This is a genomic window from Blautia sp. MSK20_18, assembly GCF_020553125.1.
GTDB lineage: Bacteria > Bacillota > Clostridia > Lachnospirales > Lachnospiraceae > Blautia_A > Blautia_A fusiformis.
Genome location: NZ_JAJCGR010000002.1, coordinates 65,586 through 86,771 on the forward strand (window position 1 = coordinate 65,586; position 21,186 = coordinate 86,771).

General features: G+C 46.9%; 15 protein-coding genes. 4 read left to right on the top strand and 11 right to left on the bottom strand.

Annotated elements, in window-relative coordinates; genetic code table 11:
- Nucleotides 1-10: 10 nt before the first annotated feature.
- From LI091_RS01710 to LI091_RS01720, 3 genes are read right to left on the bottom strand one after another with little or no spacing between them, the layout of a single operon-like run.
- Nucleotides 11-928, bottom strand: coding sequence for a DUF4097 family beta strand repeat-containing protein (locus LI091_RS01710; protein ID WP_177289897.1), 918 nt, complete (start codon nucleotides 926-928; stop codon nucleotides 11-13).
- A complete protein-coding gene (locus LI091_RS01715; protein WP_265190699.1) occupies nucleotides 925-1,701 on the bottom strand; it encodes a DUF1700 domain-containing protein in 777 nt (258 codons plus the stop codon). Before LI091_RS01715 ends, LI091_RS01710 begins: the two co-directional genes overlap by 4 nt.
- A gap of 2 nt (nucleotides 1,702-1,703) precedes the next feature.
- Complete coding sequence (locus LI091_RS01720) at nucleotides 1,704-2,021, bottom strand: PadR family transcriptional regulator (protein WP_015527209.1); 318 nt, start codon at nucleotides 2,019-2,021, stop codon at nucleotides 1,704-1,706.
- Between the two features lie 256 nt (nucleotides 2,022-2,277).
- Between LI091_RS01720 and LI091_RS01725 the strand changes: the two genes are divergently transcribed.
- Nucleotides 2,278-3,738, top strand: a complete 1,461-nt coding sequence (locus LI091_RS01725) for an RsmF rRNA methyltransferase first C-terminal domain-containing protein (RefSeq protein WP_265190700.1) — start codon at nucleotides 2,278-2,280, stop codon at nucleotides 3,736-3,738.
- A gap of 120 nt (nucleotides 3,739-3,858) precedes the next feature.
- Here LI091_RS01725 and addA read toward each other — a convergent pair whose 3' ends face one another.
- Together addA and addB are read right to left on the bottom strand one after the other, a co-directional pair.
- On the bottom strand, nucleotides 3,859-7,581 hold the full coding sequence (gene addA, locus LI091_RS01730; protein WP_265190701.1) for a helicase-exonuclease AddAB subunit AddA: 3,723 nt from the start codon (nucleotides 7,579-7,581) through the stop codon (nucleotides 3,859-3,861).
- Nucleotides 7,582-10,911 carry a helicase-exonuclease AddAB subunit AddB gene (addB, locus tag LI091_RS01735; RefSeq protein WP_265190702.1) on the bottom strand — a complete coding sequence of 1,110 codons (3,330 nt, stop codon included), beginning with the start codon at nucleotides 10,909-10,911 and terminating at the stop codon, nucleotides 7,582-7,584.
- A 129-nt stretch (nucleotides 10,912-11,040) separates the two neighbouring features.
- Here addB and LI091_RS01740 point away from each other — a divergent pair, with 129 nt between their 5' ends.
- Nucleotides 11,041-11,478 carry an FMN-binding protein gene (locus LI091_RS01740; protein ID WP_148444831.1) on the top strand — a complete coding sequence of 146 codons (438 nt, stop codon included), beginning with the start codon at nucleotides 11,041-11,043 and terminating at the stop codon, nucleotides 11,476-11,478.
- Nucleotides 11,479-11,501: 23 nt separating this feature from the next.
- On the opposite strand, the gene LI091_RS01745 is transcribed toward LI091_RS01740, so the two are convergent.
- The 4 genes from LI091_RS01745 to LI091_RS01760 form a co-directional block, all read right to left on the bottom strand.
- Nucleotides 11,502-13,451 (bottom strand): NAD(+) synthase, encoded by a 1,950-nt coding sequence (locus LI091_RS01745; RefSeq protein ID WP_265190703.1) that lies wholly within the window; start codon nucleotides 13,449-13,451, stop codon nucleotides 11,502-11,504.
- Between the two features lie 19 nt (nucleotides 13,452-13,470).
- A complete protein-coding gene (hslO, locus tag LI091_RS01750) occupies nucleotides 13,471-14,352 on the bottom strand; it encodes an Hsp33 family molecular chaperone HslO (RefSeq protein ID WP_148444833.1) in 882 nt (293 codons plus the stop codon).
- An 18-nt stretch (nucleotides 14,353-14,370) separates the two neighbouring features.
- Nucleotides 14,371-15,144 carry a class I SAM-dependent DNA methyltransferase gene (locus LI091_RS01755; RefSeq protein WP_265190705.1) on the bottom strand — a complete coding sequence of 258 codons (774 nt, stop codon included), beginning with the start codon at nucleotides 15,142-15,144 and terminating at the stop codon, nucleotides 14,371-14,373.
- A 176-nt stretch (nucleotides 15,145-15,320) separates the two neighbouring features.
- Nucleotides 15,321-16,451 (bottom strand): hypothetical protein, encoded by a 1,131-nt coding sequence (locus LI091_RS01760; protein WP_265190706.1) that lies wholly within the window; start codon nucleotides 16,449-16,451, stop codon nucleotides 15,321-15,323.
- A gap of 401 nt (nucleotides 16,452-16,852) precedes the next feature.
- On the opposite strand from LI091_RS01760, the gene LI091_RS01765 reads away from it, so the two are divergent.
- Entirely contained in the window at nucleotides 16,853-17,410 is a 558-nt protein-coding gene (locus LI091_RS01765) for an ECF transporter S component (RefSeq protein WP_021977066.1), read from the top strand.
- 28 nt (nucleotides 17,411-17,438) lie between these two features.
- Entirely contained in the window at nucleotides 17,439-18,569 is a 1,131-nt protein-coding gene (locus LI091_RS01770; protein ID WP_118071228.1) for a pyridoxal-phosphate-dependent aminotransferase family protein, read from the top strand.
- A gap of 105 nt (nucleotides 18,570-18,674) precedes the next feature.
- Here LI091_RS01770 and LI091_RS01775 read toward each other — a convergent pair whose 3' ends face one another.
- Both LI091_RS01775 and LI091_RS01780 read right to left on the bottom strand, forming a co-directional pair.
- Entirely contained in the window at nucleotides 18,675-20,810 is a 2,136-nt protein-coding gene (locus LI091_RS01775) for a HelD family protein (protein WP_265190707.1), read from the bottom strand.
- A gap of 5 nt (nucleotides 20,811-20,815) precedes the next feature.
- Nucleotides 20,816-21,136, bottom strand: a complete 321-nt coding sequence (locus LI091_RS01780) for a putative heavy metal-binding protein (protein WP_021977063.1) — start codon at nucleotides 21,134-21,136, stop codon at nucleotides 20,816-20,818.
- Nucleotides 21,137-21,186: the final 50 nt, after the last annotated feature.

Sequence of the window (21,186 nt, forward strand, 5' to 3'; positions counted from 1 at the left end):
GCTTCCTCCTTTAATCTTCTTCAAATTCAACCTCAACGTTTCCCATTCCGCAATCCAGTTTTATATTTTTCGTGGCACCTTCATTTGTGATCTGTTTATTTCCGGAAGTGATAGACGTTTCCAGCGAATCATCCAGTTCCAGATTTCCAAGACCACATTTCAGCTCATAATTATACTCAGCAGCTTTTCCTGTAAGTGTAAGCTCCATATCTCCCATACCACAGCTTCCTTTTAAATTCTCCACCTGAAGTTCACTGATGTCAGCAGTTCCCACTCCGACTGTAAAATCTGCTTCCTTTATATCCAGGCTGCCGGAATTTTCAATGGTTCCGGCCCCCACATTTACTTCCATCTGCTCCGCTTTAAAATCACCATCCAGTTCGATGGTTCCGGCTCCCATCTGAAGTTTTATCTTCTGAAAGCTTAAGTTTTCTGGGCAAAAAATTTCTATGGAACGGTTTCTCACTTTTTGATTGCTTGCAATTCTCAGACTACCGTTGTTATTGCTGATCTGAATGCGATTATGATCCTTCCCTGAAACTTTCACCTGGACTTTATCCTCATTCCATGTTTTCAAAACCAGTTCTTCGTATCTCAGATCACAGAAAAGGTCTGACACAGCCGAGGCCTCATATACTTTCGTATATGCGGAACTGTCTGCACTGTCTGCCAGAACGCCCTTCTCAGTTACCGCGCTCTCTGCATCTGCCGGAAAATCGTCCTCCTGCTCATCCATATCTTCCTCGGAATCTTCCACTTCCCAGCTGTCTTCATGATCCAGAACACGAAGCACCTGCGTGATTCCATGATCCAGAACACTCACATCTCCCATAGTCGCTCCCATGGCAGCTCCGCCGGCAGTAAGTCCCAGGCCTGCCACACCGAATACTGCTGCAAGGATCAGAATTACCTTCAGAAAACGTTTCATACTTTTTCCGCCTTTCTTCCATTCAGGAGATTGCTGCAGAATCCCGTAAATTTCCGCAGGATCGCCGGCAGTATCTTACCTGTAAACCACACCGTCAGTAACAGTAACAAAAGTCCAAGTGCCATCATCAGGCATCCGATACCGATAGTCAGGATCCCGGCCGGCGGAAGAGACACCGTCATGGCAATCCCAACAACAATGCACGCAGCTGCACCGATCACAAGGATGAGCGATCCCGCTCCTGCAAAAAATGTCAGCAGGAAAGGCAGCAATGCCAGTGTCACCAAAATCCCCAGTACTCCGCCAAATAATCCTTTTATCAGAGGAGCCGCAAAAACAAGAACGATCAGTGCGAGAATGATTCCTGCCTTATTCTGCTTTTTCTCTGCGTGATAGCCGCGCTGGGCACGTCTTTTCCTGCGGTCTTCGAAATTTTCTGTATTTCCCGTATCACGATGGGCCTCTCCCTGTCCATTTCCGTATACGGTTACTTCTGTATAATGGTCCGGCATTTCCCCGTTCTCTTTCACACGGGTATCCTGATATCCGTTCTCTGTGTATTCCCCGTAATCTTCACTGTTCTCCTGAAGATCTGCCTTAATGATCGCAGCAACCTTCCCCGGATTTCCCAGTTCCCGGATCACTTCTCCTTCATTCTCAGGACCTGCATCATCAAAATATCCTTCATAATATTCCAGTGCTTCCTGTCTCTCTGCCTCTGAAATATCGGAAAGCAGCCGTTCAAGCTGTTCCATAAACTGCTTTCTGTTCATAATCAAACTCCCTCCTCAAACATCCTGGTGATCTTGGATGAATAGATCTCCCATTCACTTCTGTAAAGATTCAGCTGCGCTGCGCCCTTATCTGTCAGCTTATAATATTTCCGGTTTCTGCCTGCATATTCCATATTGTAGGCTTCCAGGCATTCATCCTTCTGAAGCCTCCGAAGAACCGGATACAGCGTGGATTCTGAAACTTCCAGAACACTTCGCACATCCTGAGTGATCTTGTACCCGTAGGTACCGTCCTTCTCTCTGGAAATAACAGCCAGGACGATCGCATCCAGGAGGGCTGCTCCTGTATTAAATACCATCTGCTCACCTCTCTATGACCTGTAAAACGGACATCCACATTCCGTCTTACTACATGCTGATGAACGCGATCACTTCACGATCCAACGCTCACATGATAAGTCATGTAATATTGTTCTGTGAATAATACTATATATCGTATAATATAGTTTTGTCAATAGTATTTAGAAAAATCCCTCTATACTTTATAATATTTTTCGGAAACCACTCTTTTCACACAATATCCGAGAGAGTCAAGTTTATATTATGGAGGAAATTATGACAGATTCAGATAAAATACAGACATTACCGCTTCCTTTTCTGGAGCGGATGAAAGAAATGCTTGAAGATGATTATGATGCTTTCCTTGAAAGCTACGAAAATCCCCGCACCTACGGACTCCGTGTAAACACCGCAAAACTTTCCTGCCAGGACTTTCAGGAGCTTTCCCCTTTCCCGATCCGGCCGATCCCGTGGATCAATACCGGATATTTCTACGATGAGGAAAGCCGCCCGGCCCGATGCCCTTACTACCAGGCAGGACTTTATTACCTTCAGGAGCCAAGTGCCATGACACCGGCTTCCAGACTTGCCATTGAACCCGGAGATTTTGTCCTTGATCTCTGTGCGGCTCCCGGCGGAAAAGCAACAGCTCTTGGCGCTGCCTTAAATGATACCGGATTTCTTCTTGCCAATGATATCAGCACTTCCAGAGCCAGAGCCCTTCTTCGGAACCTGGAACTTTTTGGCATGAAAAATATGCTCGTCACCGACGAAAAACCAGCAAAACTTGCCCAGCGCTTTCCTGCTTTCTTTAATAAGATCCTTCTGGACGCCCCGTGCTCCGGGGAAGGCATGTTCCGAAAAGAGGAATCCCTTGCCCGTGACTGGACACCGGAAAAATCCGCGGAACTTTCCGATATCCAGAAAGACCTGATCCTAAAAGCTGCCGATATGCTCCGTCCAGGCGGAATGATGCTTTACTCCACCTGTACTTTTTCCCCATGTGAAGATGAAGAAGTGGTGGCCTATCTTCTCCGTGAGCGTCCAGATATAGAACTTATGGAAATGCCAGGATATGAAGGCTTCTCCAGCGGCCGCCCGGAATATGCCGGCACAGCAGACACTTCCGATTCTGAAACCGCATTAAACTTAAATACGTTTGATCCGGAAGAACTTCAAAAATGCGTCCGAATCTTTCCACACAAAATGGATGGTGAAGGTCATTTTCTCGCCCTTTTCCACAAAAAAGGCAATTCTCTTCCACCTGTTTTCCGTTTCTCCGCAAAAGGGCCGGATAAAAACACCCGGAAGTGGCTGGAAGAATTTTTCTCTGAGATTGGCCTAAAAACCATCGGTGGCCAGGAGTTTGACTGGAACCGTGTGGAAGTCCGCAAAGATAAGGTATATTATCAGCTGCCTTTCCCGCTGGATCTCCGCGGAATCTCTTTCCTTCGAAACGGCCTCTACCTGGGTGATCTGAAGAAAAACCGCTTTGAGCCATCTCAGCCACTGGCTCTGGCTCTTCATAAAGGAGATGTAGAAGCAGTTATCTCCCTGCCGGTTTCCGACCAGCGGCTTACCCGTTATCTGAAAGGCGAAACTCTTATGATCGAGCCGGAAGAAGCCGCTCACAAAAAAGGCTGGCATCTTCTCTGCGTGGACGGTTATCCTCTCGGCTTCGGAAAACTTGTAAACGGAATCCTGAAAAACAAATATCCTGCGGGCTGGAGAGTATAACGCTTCCGCCGCAGGATACCTGCACACATCAATATAATATCGCATTTGCCAGTCAGAGACTGAACCTTTCTGCAAAGTAAATATTCGGTCTCTGACTTTTATTTTTCACAGCAATATTTCTTATAACAAAATTTCTTTCCCAAGAGTAAACGAATAAATATACCGTTCCTTCACCTTCCGGCCTGTCATCCTCTCCAGCGCCTGGGCATAATCTTCCAGCTGGACACGATAACGGTCGATCAGTTCCTGTTCTTCTCCACGTCTCACAAAGTCCGTTTTATAATCCACCAGAACGATCTCTTCGTCCTCAATAAAATATCCGTCAATGATTCCCTGCACCAGAACATCTTCCTCACACTGCCACTGCGGTTCCAGCTCCGAAGCTTTTCTTGCGATCACAAACGGCTGCTCCCTAAACAGCAGCTTCTTCTCTGAAGCCGCTTTCATCCGTTGTCCGAGAGATGATTCCACCAAATGGCAGATATCCAAAATCCGCACGGACGCAGCCTCTTTTTCTTCCATCTTCTTAAGTTCCACCCATTCTTTCAGCTGACTGCGGATTTCCTCCTGGCTTCCGGTATGTCCGTAATCCAGGCACTCCATCACCCGATGATAAGCCGTTCCGCGAAGTGCTCCTGTATAACCTTCCTCTTTCTTCTCCTCGATAAACCGAGGAACTATCGGCTGAATTTCTTCTTCCGTCTCATAATCCACCGTCTCTTCCAGATCCTGCTCACTGTGGTAACTTCTCTTTTTCAGTTCTGATACACTGACTTTCACAGGAATATCTTCCAGATATTGATAAGGGTATGTGAAAGAAAAACGTCTCTCAATTTCTTCCCGGATCTCACTGTCATAAACTCTGCCCGGATTCCAGTTTTCCAGAGTTTCTTTCTTCATTTCCCGTTCCGCCTGTTCCACAACCTCATTTTCTGTAAGATCCTGCGCCGTAATCTTCGTCACCACAAATTCCGAAGGATCCCCGTACAGTGGATTCATCCGGTTCATAAATATTCCATATTCATGGAAAAGTGACGACATACACCTGTGCCTTGCAAGAGATGGAAGTACATAATCCCAGTAAGTTTTTCCACGCATACGCAGTCCCAGAGAAAGCAGCTCTTCTTTACTGTCCCTTAATACGGACAGTGATGTCAATTTTTGTTCCAGATCTCCCACTGTTCCACAGAGAATCAGTTTTTCTTTTGCTCTGGTAAGTGCTACATACAGCACACGGAGTTCCTCCCCCAGACTTTCTTTAAGAAGTTCCCGGCGGATGATCTGTTTGCACAGGGATGATGCGATGATCCTCTTTTCCGGCAGTATGGCATCCGCACCGATGCCAAGATCCGGATGGATCAGGATACTTGCATTCATATCCCGGAAATTAAACCGTTTCCCCATTCCTGCCGCAAACACGACAGGAAACTCCAGACCCTTGCTCTTATGAATGGTCATGATCTGCACAGCACTTTCTCCTGCTCCGGAAAGATTCACCTCTCCGTAATCCACCTGATACTGCTGCAGTTTCTGGATATACCGTACAAAATTAAACAGACCACGATAACTTGTCTTCTCGTATTCCATGGCTTTTTCCACCAGCATGTTCAGGTTTGCACTTCTCTGTGCGCCATCTGGCATAGCCTTTGCATGGTTTCCATATCCGGTACGTTCCAACACTTCCAGGATCAGCTGGTGGACCGGCGTATATGCAGCCATATCCCTGAGTCCGTTCATTGTGTCCCAAAAGCGGGACAGTTTCTCTCCCAGAGTTTTTTTCTTCTCCTCAAAAATCCGGTGTTCCCGATAATCCTCCACAAATGCCCGCACACATTCACAGATCATTCCCTCCGGATATGCGATCCGAAGCTCTGCCAGCTCCTCTGTGGTGCATCCCACAATGGGAGAACGAAGCACACCGGTCAGAGGAATATCCTGAAGAGGATTATCCAGCACCCGGAGATAATTCAGAAGTGTAACAACCTCTGTTGTGGAAAAATATCCGGTTCGGGACGCCGTATAGGACGGAATCCCTCTTGCAGCCAGCACTTCCCCAAAAGTCTCTGCCCATCCGGTGGCAGAGCGGAGCAGGATCACAATATCTCCATACCGTACAGGACGGTACTCCCCGGTTTCCTTGTCAAGCACAAGGTCATGTCCCACCATGGAACGGATTTTTCCTGCAATGGCCAGAGCCTCCAGCTCCCTTTCATTTTCCGGTGCGTCCACATCAGCATCCTCCAGGATCTCCCCGTCTTTTTCCACAAGAAGAACCTCAGTCTTTACGAATTCGCTATCCTGTCCCTCCGGAAAAGAGGCTCCCGGATACAGAGCAGCCGCCTCATCATAATCAATTCCACCCAGATCCGCTCCCATGATCTGTCGGAAAATAAAGTTGACACTTTCCAGAACTTCCTGTCTGCTTCGGAAATTTTTGTGAAGATCGATCCTCTGCTCCAGGCTGTCTGTCAGAGAATAGCTTTTGTACTTCTCCATAAACAGCTTCGGACGAGCCAGTCGGAACCGGTAAATACTTTGCTTCACATCTCCTACCATAAAGATATTTTTACGGTCATTCACCCAGCCGGAAACATTCTGCATCAGGATTTCCTGAACCAGGTTGCTGTCCTGATATTCATCCAGAAGAACCTCATCGTATTTCTCGGAAAGTTCCCTTGCTGCCTGGCTTGGCGTACAGATATCTCCTTCTTTTTTCAGAAGGATCTCCAGGGCAAAATGTTCCATGTCTGAGAAATCCAGGACATTTTTTTCCCTCTTCTTGTCACTGAAACGCTGTGCAAAATCTTTGGTGAGTTTTACCAGCATCTTTAATGGTCCTGCAGATGCCAGCGTCAGCTCCGTCAGTTCCTCAAGACTGCACTGAAAATACCGGCTTCCCAGATCTTTCAGGATATCCTTTGCATCTTCCCGGATATCTTTTACCAGACTTTTCAGCTGGCCGGATACCCCTTCCATCTTTTTTGTGGAAAGCCTTGCAAATGAAAGATTCTGCAGAGTCTGTACCATCTGATCATAGTCCTGTTTATCGGACAGTTCCTGCAACTGCCGGATCAGCACAAGATCTTTCTGCAGGGCATCCAGATACAGTTCCGGTCCCTCACTTTCTCCACAGATCTCCATGGCACTCCGGTTCAGTTCTTCTGCTTCCTTCAGCGCACTATCCACAATTTCCCACAGAGACTGGTACCACTTTGTTTCCACAATTCCTTTTTCCGGGTCCAGGCAATAATTCTCCACACAGCCATCCAGCCACTCTTCGGGCCAGGGATTACTCATGGACGCATCATACAGATCCAGAACATGCTCTTTCAGGCTTTCATCGGATTTCCCTGCCGCATAGCATTCCACAAAAGTGGTAAAATCCTCATCGCCCTCTGCATAATAATCTTCAAAAAGCTCCTTGAGCACGTCTTCCTGCAAAAGCTTCAGTTCTCCTTCATCTGCTGTCCTGTAACCCGGGTCCAGTCCGATCAGATGAAAATAATTCCGGATCACATAGGAGCAGAATCCGTCAATGGTCGTGATCTGTGCAGTATGGATCAGTGTCATCTGTCTCTGTAGATGCTCATTATCCGGATCTTCGGCCAGTGCCTGATCCAGGGCACGTTCAATACGTTCTCTCATCTCTCCGGCTGCCGCCCTTGTAAATGTCATGATCAGAAGGCGGTCAATATCCACCGGTTTCACAGAATCCATGATCTTACTTAAGATCCTCTGTACCAGTACTGCGGTTTTACCGGAACCGGCTGCCGCACTGACCAGAATATTCCTGTCCCGGAGCGTGATGACTTTTTCCTGTTCTTCCGTCCATTTCACAGCCATTTATTCGTCCTCCTTCATGATTTTTTTCCACAGGTCACTTTCTGAGAACGATGGTAATCTGTGAAACTCATATCCCGGTATCTTTCTGTCAAATCCGCACACTGTAATATACGGACAATAGGTACAGGCGTTCTTTTTTCCAAGCTCATAAGGCGCCACTGCCGCGTTTCCGTCCAGAATAGACTCCCGGATGTCGCAGATCTTACGGCGCACATATTCCCCCAGTGCATTAAACTGCTGCCTGGATGCCACCGAAGACCGCCTGCTGAAACTTCCGTCCTTATTTCTGGACACCGGTATGGATGCAAGGGTTTCATCAATCTTTATGCTTACATCATCATCCGCCTGGACCAGACCGTTCATTTTCAGTTTTTTCATCACCTGGTCCTGAACCCGCTCTACATCCGCATGGATCTTCTCCTGGATCATGGGATCTTTCACATTATAATAAAAAATTCCTGCAGGAACGATCTCCCGTTCCGGATATTTTCTCTGTTCCACCTTCAGCGCACCATCCAGATAGATCATCAGCTGAAGCTGCAGTCCATGATACAGTGCAAGCATATCAAAGGAAGTATTTCCTGTCTTATAATCAATGACCTTTACATAGACCCGGTTCTTCTCCGGCTCCTCCATAATATCCACACGGTCGATCCGGCCACCCTCAAACTTCACCTCAAAGCCTTCCGGCCGGAATTCTCCATGTTTCAGCTGTTCCTGCAGTGCCCACACCGTACGCCTTAAGATCCGTCTGGTACGCTCGATCATATATTCATTCCTTGCACTGCTTTTGAGAACTGTATTTCCGTAATCTGCGGAAACCTGATCCAGACAGTCATCTATGATACGGTTTCTCTCTTCCTCTGTAAGATCCGCCCAGTCCAGTCCCTCTTTTCGGACTTCCGCCGCAAATTTTTCCAGTGCCATGTGCATCACATTTCCCATATCCATAGCCCGGAATTCATATTCCGCCCGTTCAGTTACTTTCAGGCCATACTGCAGGAAATGTGCAAATGCACAGGCTGCAAACCGCTCCAGTCTGGTAGCACTGTATGGAGAAACTTCCCCGTAAAGAATTCCTGCCACCGTTTTTCCGATCATATCCGATGGCCGTTCCGAAAAAGATACCTCTGTCAGCCGTTTCACAAGTGTCCTATATTCCGAACTCTGAAGATACCAGCTGTACAATTCCTGGAACACCGCGTTATCCCGATATTCTTCTCCCGCAAGACCTTTCAGCAGATAATCCAGACTGATCCCCGGAAGTTCCAGAAGATCCATGGAATCCTGGTTCTCCCCACACTGCCGGATTTCCATTTCCGGAAACATTTCCCGGATATTATTAATCAGAAATGCCGGGCTTAAAGCTTTTCCCTGACTGTCCGACTGGCAGAAAGAAAGACAGAGAAGTTCTCTTGGCTTGGTCATATTCAGATAAAGATAAAACCGTTGTGTGTTCATCAACTCTTTCGGGCCAGGTGCCAGCTGTATTCCCTGATCCTGGAAGAACTCCCGGTCAAGCTCTGTCAAAATCCCCCCGCCGGAAGTATTCTTGGGGATATTCCCCTCATTAACTCCAACAAAGAACAGCGCACGGATATCTTTCAACCTGGTTCTCTCCATATCACCCACAAGTACCTGGTCCATACTTGGAGGAATCAGGGCCACTTTGGCCTGGTTAAGACCGGTCTCCAGAAGCTGCCGGAAATCCTGACGGCTCACGGTCTCCTCACCCAGGATCTCCACCATGTTGTCCAGAAGTTCCATAACGATCCCATATATCTGGGCATACTCCTTCTCCATGGCCTTGTCGCCCTGTTCCTTAAATTTCAGCTCCTGATGTTTCAGTTTCTGCTGCACCTGGCTCTTCACCGCAAATTCATAGAGAATGGTACAGTATTCCCGCACCGTCTTCTTCCCGCCTTTAAAACTTAAGGCCAATTCCCTGGTCTCATCTGCAAAACGTTCCCGTATCTCATTAAGCCTCTGAATGCTCTCCGGCGGCATTCCCCGGTAGATACGCACCCATACTTCATCCCATTTCTTAAATCCACGGATGCCAAGTGCCAGCACATAATTCTCCAGAAGATCTGCTTCCCCCCTGGTCACGCAGGACATCCCGCACCGGAGGTAACGGAATACACTCTCATAGGAAAAATCCTGCACTGCCATCTCAAGTGCCGCACGGAAATATTCCACAAAAGGATTCATCAAAACCGTATGCTTCTCATCAATGAAATACGGGATCCCGGCTGCCGTAAACACCTGCTTCGCAAGATTTCCGTACTCCTCCAGGTTACCGGTGATCACCGCGATCTCACCGTAACGGCAGTCTTTTTCACGGACAAGTCTGGCGATCCGCCGGGCAGTTTCTTCCATCTCTTTCAGAGGACTTATCGCGGAAAACATACAGATCTCATCCTGCTTCTTTTTATATACGTTTTTCCGGTAACGGAAGATATTTTTTTCCAGGAAATGAAGAGCCGGGGCCTGGGAAAACCTGGATTTTCTCACATCTTTCAAAAGAACCGGCTCCTCAATATCCCTGGTCAGTTCCGAAAGTCCGTGGATCATCTGACGGCTCATATAAAAAAGCTGATACGGCTTCCCTCTGGTGCTTAAATTCTCGGTTGCATCCATAGTCACCGTCACCAGCACTTTCTCGCAGACAGCAAGAAGTTCTCCCACCACACGCATCTGAATAGGCGTAAAACCGGTGTATCCATCCAGAAGAAGCACACTGTTTTTCAGCTTTTTTGAAAAAGGAAGGGCCTTTTCCAGAGCGTCCAGCACTTCTTCGCCTGTCATATAATGATCTTTCAGATACCCGGTAAAAGCCTGATAAAGAACAGATACATCTTTCAGTTTCATCTGAAGCAATGCTCTGTCACTGGAATCCTCGATCATCTCCTGAATTTCACTGTCCCGGATATCGTACTGCATAAACTCCGACAAAATGGACTTCATTTCATCCAGATATCCCGCCTTACGCATCTGCCCTCCCAGATAGGAAAGCTCCTGTCCATGCTGCTGGACCATCTTCTGGAGCACCATACTCTTACCGGTTTCTTCCAGAAGTGTGCGGCTGTCTCCACCAACTTCTTCCAGCACACGGTATGCCAGACGCTCAAAACTCAAGATATCAATATTCAAGATTCCCTTTCCCGGGCTCATCTCCACCAGTGTTTTCTGGGTCTGCATGGTAAACTGCTCCGGCACGATCACAAAGAAAAGCTTCTCCGGATGCAGTCCGGCCTGTTCTATGAGATTCTGATATGCATAACAGGATTTTCCGCTTCCGGAACTTCCTATGATAAACTGTAGCGACATCTGTTTCCTCCTGATCCGTCTAAAGTACTCCTATCATACCACAAATCCTGTTCCTATAGAACGGGAGCTCTGGCATAATTTCTCCATCTCTTTAATAAACTATATAAAAAGCTTCGGGAGGCGTGCGTCATGAGTTCCAAAACCAGGATCATCGTCCTACATATGAAAGAGATCATCTACACAGCCGTCTTTCTGGCTCTGGCTGTTGTTCTGGCTGTTATCCTTTTCTTCATGTTCGGCCCCGGAAAAACTGCCAGTGATACAGCCAGCGAAAAATCCCGCTACAAACCGGGCGTATATACCTCTTCCATCACCCTCAATGACAATACCTTCGATGTGGAAGTCACCGTAAACGCCGACAAGATCAAAGCCATCCGTCTGGTAAACTTAAGCGAAACCACAAAAGCTTCCTACCCTCTCATGGAACCGGTTCTGGATTCTCTGGCAAGCCAGATCTATTCCAGCCAGTCCCTGGAGGACATTCAGTATGCAGGAGACCGGAAATATACCTCCCAGGTGCTCCTTTCGGCCATCACAGACGCAGTAAAAAAAGCGGAGAACACATAAGCTCTCCGCTTTTCTCTTTACTTTCAGATTTCAATCTTCTCCAGCACATCCTGCCAGATCCTTGCACTTGCATCACTTGGCATTCTCAGGTCTCCTCTTGGAGAAAGTGCCACACTACCTACCTTCGGTCCATCCGGCAGACAGGATCGCTTAAACTGCTGGGCAAAAAATCTCCGGTAGAAGGTTTTCAGCCATTTCAGTATCGTCTCTTTATCATAAATCCCATCAAAAGTCAGGCAGGCAAGCCTGTAGATCTTATCTGGTGTAAATCCTGCACGCAGCATATAATACAGATAAAAATCATGAAGCTCATAAGGACCCACCAGATCTTCTGTCTTCTGAGCAATCTTACCATCTTTTGGCGGCAGAAGCTCCGGGCTGACCGGAGTATCCAGGATATCCAGAAGAACCTCTTTCAGTTCCTCATCCCCGCAGGTATCCGCATAATAACGTACCAGATGACGTACCAGTGTCTTCGGAACAGAAGCATTCACACCATACATGGACATGTGATCACCATTGTAGGTCGCCCAGCCAAGAGCCAGCTCGGAAAGATCTCCCGTTCCCACAAGAACGCCGCCTTCCTTGTTTGCCGTATCCATCAGGATCTGGGTACGCTCACGTGCCTGGCTGTTTTCATAAGTCACATCGTGGATCTCGGGATCATGTCCGATATCCCGGAAGTGGACATTTACCGCCTCTTTAATATTCACCTCAGTAAGTTTTGCGCCAAGGCAGCGGCTTAACTTACATGCATTCTGATAGGTTCTGTCTGTTGTTCCAAAACACGGCATGGTCACACAGTGGATCTGATCTCTCGGCATTCCCATCCGGTCAAAAGCACGCGCCATTACAAGAAGCGCCAGTGTGGAATCCAGCCCGCCGGAAAGTCCTACCACCGCACTCCTGCTGTGGATATGTTCCATACGTTTCTTAAGTCCCATAGCCTGGATATTCAGGATCTCCTCGCAACGCTCATCACGTTCTTCCTTCACAGACGGAACGAACGGATACTGCGGATACTTTCTGGTAAGTCTGGTTTCTTCCTCTTCTACGGAAAAACCAACTCTTGTATGGCTGCAGGTGGAAACTGCCGGATACGTAGACATTCTTCTTCTCTCATCGGCCATTCTCTGAACATCGATCTCACTGTAAATAATGCCGTTCTCAAATCGTCTGCTTTCCGCAAGCATGGAACCATTTTCCGCGATCATATTCTGTCCGCCAAACACAAGATCCTGGGTGGACTCGCCCTCTCCTGCGCTTGCATAAATATATCCGCAGATCAGCCGTGCAGACTGCCCGCTTACCAGAGTTCTCCGGTAAGAATCTTTCCCCACCATCTCATCGCTGGCAGAAAGATTGACAATAATATGGGCGCCGTTGATGGCATGACGGATACTTGGCGGCGCCGGAACCCAGAGATCCTCACAGAGCTCTGCCGCAACAGTGAATTCCGGAAATTCCTCACACTCAAAGATCAGGTCTGTTCCAAAAGGAATCTCATCCCAGAATTCATCTTCCTCATTTTTCACGCCCTTTAGGAAGTCCACAAATTCCACATCTTCTTCCTCTGCACCGGCAAACTGCCTCTGTTCATAAAACTCGTTATAATTAGGAATATGAGTCTTCGGCACAAATCCCACGATGCGGCCATGATTCAGGGCAGCTGCCACATTATAGAGCTTGCCTCTGTGGCGCAGCGGAAGTCCCACAAAGATCAGAGCATCCGTCTCTTTTGTCTCGTCTGCAATATGCAGAAGTTCATCCCACGCACTGTCCAGAAGACATCTCTGGAGAAAAAGATCGTGGCAGGTATATCCTGTGATACAGAATTCCGGAAATACCATCAGCTTGACATGCTCTTTTTCCATTTCGCGAATGGCTTTCAGGATCTCCTCCCCGTTCGCCTTGCAGTCTGCAACGGTAACTCTCGGCGTTGCTGCTGCCACCTTGATAAAACCATGCTTCATTTTTTCTTCCTCCTGTGGCTTATCGCTTGCACTCTCTTATGATTCTCTTAAGATCTTCCACTGTAAAATTATAATTTTTATTGCAGAAATGGCAGTTCATCTCAATATCCTTGCCTTCCTGGATCATCTCGTTGAGCTCTTTTCTTCCAATGCTGATCAGCGCCTTTTCCACACGTTCTCTGCAACAATTGCAGTGAAACTGTGTAGGCAGTGTATCATTGATCTCGATGTCAAAACCTTCCAGCACTTTCTCAAGAAGGCTTTCCGGTGTATGGCCCTGCTCCAGAAGGCTGGTAACAGAATCGATCTTTGATACGTTTTCCTCAAGCTTTGCGATCACTTCTTCCTCTGCAAACGGCATCAGCTGCACAATAAAGCCGCCGGCCTGACGGACCGTATTATCCTTATTCATCAGCACACCCAGTCCTACTGCAGACGGAACCTGCTCACTGGTGGCAAAATAATAGGTAAGGTCTTCCGCAATCTCACTGGTCTGAAGTGCAACCTGACCCACATACGGCTCTTTCAGTCCCATATCCTTGATCACATCCATAAAACCTACACCCACAGCTCCCGCAACATCCAGTTTACCTTTGCTGTTTGCCGGGATACATACATCCGGATTTCCTACATAACCTTTTACATTTCCGTGAGAATCTGCAGTCACCGTAATCCCCTGCAGCGGTCCGCCTGCGTGGATACGAAGTGTAAGAAGATCTTTTTCCCCTTTCATCATTGCTCCCATCATGGCTCCGCCGGTAAGGAGACGTCCCAGTGCCGCTGTTGCCACCGGGCTGGTATTATGATTCTGTCTCGCTGTCTCTACCATATCTGTTGTCACAGCCGCAAACGCACGGATCTGACTGTTTGCCGCTGTTGCTCTTACAATATAATCACTCATATAAAAAAATTTCCTCCTTTATTTCTCTTCTGCCGAAATTCCCTTGCCATGTTCTCTTGCCACAAAAGTCAGCCTTCCACTGTCTGGCTTCGGTGCATCCTTGGTGTATGCATCATAAACTACCAGCGGAATCAGTCCCGCCTTTTCAAGCAGTTCCCGGATCTTTTCCGGCTCGTAGGCCTTCTGGTAATGGATTTCCTCATCTCTCTCATAAAGACCGTCTTCTCTTGGAAGAAACAGAGTCAGGTCATAAACGTTGATCCCTGTCTCCTCGTCAAATTCATTTTCCCAGATAAAGCTTCCCTCTTCCCGGTTCTCCGCAATGGTAGTATTTCCAAGCATTTCTCGATATTTATACGGGGTGTTCATATCAAATATAAAAATCCCATCCGGATCAAGATAATTATTCACCAGCTTAAATACGGTAAGCAGATCTTCTTCCTCTGTAATATAATTCATACAGTCACAGACGCTGACGATAGCACGTACTGTTCCATAAAGTTCAAACTCACGCATATCCTGCTCCAGGTAAAGGATCTCATGGCCGGACTCTGCCCGTTTTTCCATGGCCTCTCCCAGCATTTCCTCGGAATTATCTACGCCGATCATATCATAACCGGACTCTGCCAGAAGTTCCGTCATCACTCCGGTCCCGCAGCCAAGTTCCAGCACGATCCCGTCTTCAATTCCGTATTCTTTAAGACTTCCTATAAGATATTCCGCCCATTTTTCATATTCCACATTGTCCATGAAAATGTCATAAACTCTGGCGAAATCACTGTATGCTTCCATAAAAACCTCCAAATATTTTCCGGGCGTTCCATCGCCCGCAGCGTTCACATTATACCATGTCTTCCTGTATAAGTATACGCCTCTGACATAATATGACACAAAAAATCCGGGACCGCAGCCATAAAAGCTGTGATCCCGGATTTCTTATCTAACCGAATCTCCTGCTGCTCCAGGCTTTACTGTACAGGCATATAGTATACGTCTGCAGCCTCACCGTGCCAGTAGAAGCTTGTTCCATCCTCTTCATATACATCACAGTCATACTGAGAAGAGAAGGTGAAACGGTTTCCTTCGTTATCCATCCATGCACCGTTTCCGTCCGGAACGATAACACGTGGTTTACCATCGGAGTTTCTGTAAATAGTTCTTGTCTCATCTGTGTTGCCAAGCTGCTCATCTGTAAATCCGCCATTTACAATAGCACCGGAGGAGCTGCTGTCAGTGGATGCAGTTCCATCGGAAGAACCGTCAGATGTACTGCTTCCGTCTGTAGATGTTCCGTCAGATGCTGCACTTCCGTCTGTAGATGTGCTTCCGTCTGTAGATGTTCCGTCAGATGCTGTTCCGTTAGAAGAAGCTGCTGCATTACCATCTGCAGATGCACTTCCGTCAGAGGAAGCTGCTGCATTACCTTTACCGGCAGTCTTGGCTGCGGAACCATTTGCCGCACTCTTCAGAGTGGAATCACCAAGGATTGCAAAGCTGTCGACAGACTCCTGAACCTTTTTCAGAGCATCCTCTTTTTTAACAGATGCCACAAGGCTGTAATACTCGCTGTCATTTACAAAATATTTATTGATGGCATATACATAACCATCACTCTTGGTTGTATCCTTGTATTTTACAGTGTAGGAATAGATATTGATTCCATCTTTCTGGTCTGACTTATAATCCTGGATCTCAAAATCGGTTCCATTGACCATGTTCTCTGCCTGTGTCATGGAAACGGCCATATCCTGTGAATTCGGAATTACCGCAGACTCCAGATCTGCACCAGAACCGTGAAGGATCAGAATTTTACCCTGATCCGGAGACTCAAAGCTTAACATATCTGTCTCATCGGATTTATTAGCCCAGGTTGCATCCGGAAGCTTAATCGCTACGGATTTATCCTTGGATGTGTAGGTTGTGTTCTGTGCATCTGCCGCAACAGTCGGTGTAGCTGTCGCTTTCTTCGCAGGTGTAGGAGTAGGAGTAGACTCCACAACCACGCTGTCCTCTTTTCCACCTCCGAAACTACATGCAGTCATGACACCAGAGAGAGCAACAGTCATAGCTAAAAGTGCGATAAATTTTTTATTCTTCATAGTATCCTCCTCATAATCATCATCAGTCACAAAGTGTGTCCGGAATATTCACTCCTGAACACACTCTTTGCTACATTTTACGATTTTATTACAACTTTGTCAATTGATTTCTCCCTGTACTTTATGAATATCCTGTAAACAAATATCCTGTTCCGTACAGACTTCTTCCTATATTATAATCTCCCCAGATGTGCCTATCTTATTCCATTCCACATCAGATTCTGTATTTCCGGTTTTACGTCTCCGATACAGAATTTCTGTTTTCTTTTAATCTGTCCCCTTTTTTTTTTCGATAATTGTGTCTTTATTCGTATACACTCATGTTGTAAAGTATATCCAACCAAAAACATATGAAAAGAGGACATCTATATAAAGATGTTTTCGGGAAAGGATTCATAACTATGGAAAAAGCAGTTCAGACATCTCAGGGAACCGATCAGGAACTTTCATCTGTTCAGTTTCTCACCATCACAGCCGTATTTGTTGCACTGACTTATATCTTCACAGCATTTATTAATGTCAAGCTTCCAATTGCAGCCAACGGCGGACTGATCCACCTTGGAAATGTACCGCTCTTCATCGGTGCCATTTTATTTGGAAAGAAAACCGGAGCCATCGCAGGCGGAATCGGAATGGGCTTGTTCGACCTTCTCTCCGGCTGGACCCTTTGGGCACCATTTACCCTTATCATCGTAGGCATCATGGGATTCACCGTAGGTAAAATCACAGAAGACCACAAACATCAGAACATGAAATGGTATGTGATCGCCATCGCAGCAGCCTGCGTGATCAAGGTTGTCGGTTACTACATCGCAGAAGTTATCATCTACGGAAACCCTCTGGCACCTGTATCTTCTATTCCTGGAAACCTGGTACAGATTGGAGTTGCAGCAGTTATCGTTCTCGTAGTGATCACACCATTAAACCTTGCAGCAAGAAAAACCGGATTAAAAAAATAAATAACCAAAGAAAACAAGAGGTGAGTTTATGTATAAGATCATGACACCGGGACCTACACAGGTCGCAGAAAATGTCCGTCTGGCAAGAAGCCTGGAATGCACCAACCCGGATCTGGACGAAGATTTTGTCGAATTTTATAAAGAAACCTGTGAGAAGATCAGCGCTCTTCTCCACACCTCCAATGAAACCCTCATCTTAAGTGGTGAGGGTATTCTTGGTCTGGAGGCTGCCATCGCTTCCATGACTGAGCCTGGAGATAAGGTTCTCGTTCTCGACAATGGTATCTATGGAAAAGGCTTTGCCGATTTTGTTTCCATGTACGGAGGCAAACCGGAACTTTATACCCGAGATTACCGGAATACCCTCGATGTGAAGGAACTGGAAGATTTTCTTGCAGATAACCATGACTACAAATATGCAACCGTAGTTCACGGCGATACTCCAAGTGGTATGCTCAACGATGTCGCTGCCATCTGTCCCCTTCTTAAAAAATATGGAATCCTTACCGTTGTAGATTCTGTCTCTGCTTCTTTCGGCGAACCACTGAACATTGATGCATGTCAGATTGATATCATGTGCGGCGGATCACAGAAGGTGGTATCCGCACCTCCGGGACTTACCTTTGTTGTAGTCAGCAGCGATGCAAAGAAGGCAATGACTGAAAGAAAGACACCCATTGCTTCTTTCTACGCAAATCTCACAACCTTTGCACATTATTATGAAGAAAAATGGTTTCCATATACCATGCCAATCAGCGATATCTATGGCCTGCGGGCTGCTATTGACAACATTGCCGATGATCCCGGGATCCTTACACGCCATGCCAAAATCGCCGCAGCCTCCCGAAAGGCCATTACAGGAGCCGGACTTAAGCTGTATCTCCACAGCGGCTATTCCAGCACTGTAACTGTTTTTGAAGTTCCAGAATGCACCACAGCCGCTGCGATCCTGGACGGAGTCAAAAAAGACTACAACATCATGCTTGCAGGTTCTTTCGACGTTCTCGCAGGCAAGGTCATCCGCATCGGCCACATGGGAAATAATGCAACTTTCTACAATGTACGCGACGTTTTCCACGCTCTGGACGGAACCTTACGGAAACTTGGTGTTCCGCTTACCGGATCTATGGAAGAAATCTTCTGTGAAAACATGAAATAGAACAACTCTATTATATCTTTTGATTCTTTATCAAAAAATCATCAAAAAACGCTGTAAAAGGAATTTTGTACCACGATTTCCTTTTACAGCGTTTTGTATTATTTTTTATTCTGTTATTTCATACATATACACTTCATGAAGCGCTCTGGTTGCCGCAATATATCTGGCTCTCTGCACGATAGGGCTTCGGTCTGCTCTCGGAAATACCGAAAATACCTGGTCAAATTCCAGGCCTTTTGCCATATAAAAGGTGGTAACCGTAAGACCTTTTTTGAAGTTTGTACTGTCTCTGTGAAGCAGGGACAGCCGCTCCTTTGTATCAAATCCTTCTGCTTCCAGTTTTTTCTGAAGGATATAGTATGCTTCTCTTGCCTCATCTACAGTTCTCGTTATCACCGCTGCTGTCTCGTAAGAAAATTCTTCCTGGCCTTCCGCACCGGCTGTCTCCACATCTGCCATTTCCATTCTGTCTGCTTCAGCTTCCGTCACTGCCTGCTTCTCCAGTTTCAGTTCCTTCACCACGCGCTCCAATGCCTCGATAAGTCCCGGAAATTCTTTTTCCTCCACCGGTTTTCCATGACGCTCAAACAGTTCCACTTCTGTGATCCCGGCAAGCTGATTTGCATAAGAAGCGATCTCAATAGTGTTACGGTAGCTCTTGTTCATCACGATCCTGCGGATATCTTTTCCAAAGATCTTCGGAAGGAATGTGAGTACATCCTGCTGATCCCCGTCCATGGTCTGCTCCCGGTCTCCAAGGATCGTCATCTTACATTTAAAAAGCTTCTGGATGATCAGATACTGGATCCTGGAATAATCCTGCATCTCATCTACGATCAGGTGACGGACACCACTGTCTTCCTGCTGGGTTTCCAACCGGTATTTCAGATACAGAACCGGATACACATCCTCATAACGAAGCTTTCTTTTTTCGTACTGTACCTGTGGAAGCGCCGGAAATCCCTCCTGCCTCAGGAAACGATTGTACAGAACATAAAGGTCTCTCGTCTCGTACATCCGGTAAAACCGGCTCTTCACTGCCTCCCGCTCTTCCTCCGGAAGGTCAAATCCCTTCAGCGTTTCCACCTCATCAATGAAATACTCCGCCACTGCATCCATTCTGGAAAGCAGCGGGATATCCATAAATTTAAAGTAAAAGAGCTCGATGATCTCCTGTTCTTTTTTGACTACACCACGATGTTCCACATCCCGGAAATTCATAAGGCTGTCTTCCAGTTCTACCAGATACCCTTCCATGCGGTCCAGAAAATCCCGGGACTGTTTTTCCTTCAGAAGTTTCTCATCGCACGATCCTGCGATCTGTCGCTCGATCAGATCGTAGCGGTCTTCGCAGTCTGACACTGTATTTTTCAGTCTCTTATAGGCAAAAAGATCAAAGCTCATCTCCCGGATATTCTCTTCTCCAAGCTCCGGCAGAATATGGGAAATATAATCCGAGAACACTCCGTTGGGTGAAAGCACCAGCACAGAAGAAGATTTCAGATTTTTCCTGTCATGATAGAGAAGATAGGCGATCCTGTGCAGGGCGATGGATGTCTTGCCGCTTCCTGCAGCTCCCTGGATCACCATGATCCGGTCCGAAGTGTTTCGGATAATGGCATTCTGCTCTTTCTGAATGGTGCGGATAATGTTTTTCAGCTGTACATCTCCGTTACTTCCAAGCTCTGCCTTAAGGATCTCATCATCGATCTTCACATCACTTTCAAACTCATAGATCATTTTTCCACCACGGATCTTATACTGCCACTTGGCAGTAATGTCTCCATGGATTTCCCCCAGAGGTGCCTGATAGGATGCCGGCCCTTTGTCAAAATCATAGAACAGTCCGGACACCGGTGCTCTCCAGTCATAGATCAGTGGAAGGCCACCGTTTTCCTCCGCAAGGTTTGCAATTCCGATATAAAAGATCTCAGGCTCATCGTCGCCCTCATAACAGAAATCTACTCTTCCAAAAAATGGAGAATCCATCATTTTCCGGAACCTGCGGCGCAGCTCGATCTTCTCATTGCTTGCATTGATCTCATGGAGAAGTGCCTGCTGGTTATCAAAGTTCTCATAGCCGTACTGATCCATCTCTGTGTAGTTTTCCCAGTAGTACTCGTGCATCCCTTCGATTTCTTTCTGACCTGCTTCTATGGAATCATTCAGCTGAGTGATCCGGTGACGCAGAGTTTCTGTCACATGTGTAAGATATTCCCGTCCGTTTTTTACTGCTGCCATACGCCTTAATCCACCACTACCGCTGTTCCGCTTGCTGTAACCATCAGCATGCCATTGTCTGCGCCAAGCACCTCATAATCGATATCCACACCGATCACTGCGTTGGCTCCCATTGCTGCCGCGCGCTGCTCCAGCTCTTTCAGTGCCTCTTCTCTGGCTTTCTGAAGCTCTTCCTCATATCCGGCACTCCTTCCGCCGAAAAAATTCCGAAGACCTGCGCCAAGGTCCTTGATAACATTCACTCCTGTGATCACTTCTCCGAATGCGATTCCTTTATATTCACGGATTGCTCTTCCCTCTACCGATGGTGTTGTTGTTATGATCATGGTAAATCCTCCCGTTTCTTTCATTTTTTATAGATACTCCGGAGCCTTTT

Bases quoted from the DNA above. Each gene is read 5' to 3' on its own strand.
- LI091_RS01765 (WP_021977066.1), top strand. From the start codon at position 16,853: ATGGAAAAAGCAGTTCAGACATCTCAGGGAACCGATCAGGAACTTTCA.
- addB (WP_265190702.1), bottom strand. From the start codon at position 10,911: ATGTCGCTACAGTTTATCATAGGAAGTTCCGGAAGCGGAAAATCCTGT.
- LI091_RS01760 (WP_265190706.1), bottom strand. From the start codon at position 16,451: ATGAAGAATAAAAAATTTATCGCACTTTTAGCTATGACTGTTGCTCTC.
- addA (WP_265190701.1), bottom strand. From the start codon at position 7,581: ATGGCTGTGAAATGGACGGAAGAACAGGAAAAAGTCATCACGCTCCGG.
- LI091_RS01770 (WP_118071228.1), top strand. From the start codon at position 17,439: ATGTATAAGATCATGACACCGGGACCTACACAGGTCGCAGAAAATGTC.
- LI091_RS01725 (WP_265190700.1), top strand. From the start codon at position 2,278: ATGACAGATTCAGATAAAATACAGACATTACCGCTTCCTTTTCTGGAG.
- LI091_RS01780 (WP_021977063.1), bottom strand. From the start codon at position 21,136: ATGATCATAACAACAACACCATCGGTAGAGGGAAGAGCAATCCGTGAA.
- LI091_RS01715 (WP_265190699.1), bottom strand. From the start codon at position 1,701: ATGAACAGAAAGCAGTTTATGGAACAGCTTGAACGGCTGCTTTCCGAT.
- LI091_RS01710 (WP_177289897.1), bottom strand. From the start codon at position 928: ATGAAACGTTTTCTGAAGGTAATTCTGATCCTTGCAGCAGTATTCGGT.
- LI091_RS01720 (WP_015527209.1), bottom strand. From the start codon at position 2,021: ATGGTATTTAATACAGGAGCAGCCCTCCTGGATGCGATCGTCCTGGCT.
- LI091_RS01775 (WP_265190707.1), bottom strand. From the start codon at position 20,810: ATGGCAGCAGTAAAAAACGGACGGGAATATCTTACACATGTGACAGAA.
- LI091_RS01755 (WP_265190705.1), bottom strand. From the start codon at position 15,144: ATGGAAGCATACAGTGATTTCGCCAGAGTTTATGACATTTTCATGGAC.
- LI091_RS01745 (WP_265190703.1), bottom strand. From the start codon at position 13,451: ATGAAGCATGGTTTTATCAAGGTGGCAGCAGCAACGCCGAGAGTTACC.
- hslO (WP_148444833.1), bottom strand. From the start codon at position 14,352: ATGAGTGATTATATTGTAAGAGCAACAGCGGCAAACAGTCAGATCCGT.
- LI091_RS01740 (WP_148444831.1), top strand. From the start codon at position 11,041: ATGAGTTCCAAAACCAGGATCATCGTCCTACATATGAAAGAGATCATC.